Here is a 1,641-nt window from a genome sequence, read left to right as displayed (position 1 = left end):
CCTCAAGGATATCATTTCGACGGGCCGTCCACCTGGGTCGGGGGGTCGGCCGTCACGTACGGCGTCACCGATTTCCGCACCCGGACCAGCGAGACCTTCGCTCACGTCGTTCGGCGGGGAGGTGTCTCGAGATGAAGCCGATCAAGTATGTGCTGGCCGCCCTCGCAGTGAGTATGCTAATAGCGACCCCGGCAATTGCCGTCCCCCTGAGCGACAAGGGGCGCTTCGGCGGTTACGTTCCCGCCTATACGGGCACGAACCAGACCTTCAGCCTCTACAGCCCAACCGTGCCTCCTCCCTGACGGGGATCTACTACGGTGTGACCAGCAAGTGGAATCAGCCGGGATCAAACCCGCGGGATTGGTGGTGGAAGGCGTTTCATCCCTGGGCAAAGACCTGTCCGGCACTATCGAGGACCAGCCCCTGAGGGATACCTGTGATCGTCTGTCGGGGGATGGCGGCGTCCGCTGTTGACCGGTGGGTCGAGCTCAGGCGAATCCGCGAAGAAGTAAGTTGGCTGAGGACCAGGCTCTGGAGCTGGAGCGTTTGACAGGGTTGATTTCGCGGCAAGCAGACAAGGGCGTGCGCCCTGCGGAAATCCGTATCAGCTCGGACCGGTTGCCCTTTGCCGTGCAGGACCACCAGGACTACCCGGTTGTGGTACGACTGCAGGCCAGAGGCCAGGCTGTGGAATTCGTGACCATCATGGCCGTCCGCACCTTGTCTCCCGACCCGGAGTGGTCCCCGGGTGACCTCCACCTCCACACGTTGAATGTCGCCGGCCGAGGAACTAGCTGCCGGCGACGGCCTGTATGGCGGCGGTCGAAGGACAGGCGGCCGCTGCCATACAGGCGGGCTGACGGCAAGACATGTTGGCGCAGGTGAGGCAAGATGCGGAGATACGCGATGACGTTGGTTGCTGTCGCCGCGGGTTCCTGGGGGGTGGTAGCCCCGGGCGTCAATGGTCTGGATGCACTGCATCAAGGAGGGACAGCGCAGTGAAGCCGTACCTGCCCCGTCTGGTCTTGGGGGTCGGTGTCCTATGCCTGCTGATGAGTGCGGGCCTTTACCCACTTATGGGGGCCCAGAGCTACCTTGGAGAGCCAACCTGCCAGCGGGTCCTGTCTTTCCTGGCTGACCACGGTTACTTTGACCCCGCAAGGCACCAAACCTCGTTCTACAGAAGTCCAATCTCTGGCGATGCGACCCTGCGTGTTAGCGAGGCCGGCCCGCCCGGCCGCCGTGTCTGCGCAGTCCTCATTCCGGCCGACCCGACGCAGCCGGTGACTGCCGCACCAGAGTACCAACAACTGAAGGAGGTGTGGGCAAGTTTCGATCGCCAGGAGTATCCCATCAACCCGCGGGTTGTCCGCGATATCCTGCTTGCCGATTGGAGCCACAGGCTGCGCTCGGAACAAGCGTATTTCGCTCACCACGGCGCCGTCGGCCTTCTGGGCCTGATCCTTTGGGGGCTGGGCTGGGTTGGTCTCCGCGCCAGCCTCCCGTTGCTGGGCCCCCAGTTGGTCCTGTCGCTGTGCCGCTTAGGCTTCCCGTTTTGGTTTTGGTTGTCCGTCGGGATGATTGCGGGGGGAATCGTGTGGCTGCGGAGGTTGCGTCATCGAGGGTGACGAATCGAGCAGG

General features: G+C 63.3%; 2 protein-coding genes. Both read left to right on the top strand.

All coding sequences use genetic code 11. The features are described from left to right. Positions 1 to 131: 131 nt before the first annotated feature. The gene (locus AB1609_23310; protein ID MEW6049364.1) at positions 132 to 302 is read left to right on the top strand and encodes a hypothetical protein; all 171 of its coding nucleotides are present in this window, start codon (positions 132 to 134) and stop codon (positions 300 to 302) included. Positions 303 to 998: 696 nt separating this feature from the next. Beyond that, positions 999 to 1,628: a hypothetical protein gene (locus AB1609_23305; GenBank protein MEW6049363.1), complete on the top strand. Its 630-nt coding sequence runs from the start codon at positions 999 to 1,001 to the stop codon at positions 1,626 to 1,628. The last annotated feature ends 13 nt before the right edge of the window (positions 1,629 to 1,641 follow it).

It is taken from the genome of Bacillota bacterium, from assembly GCA_040754675.1.
Classification (GTDB): Bacteria; Bacillota; Limnochordia; order Limnochordales; family Geochordaceae; genus Geochorda.
Note: the sequence above shows the minus strand (reverse complement) of the source record. Positions and strands in the feature narration are given on the sequence as shown.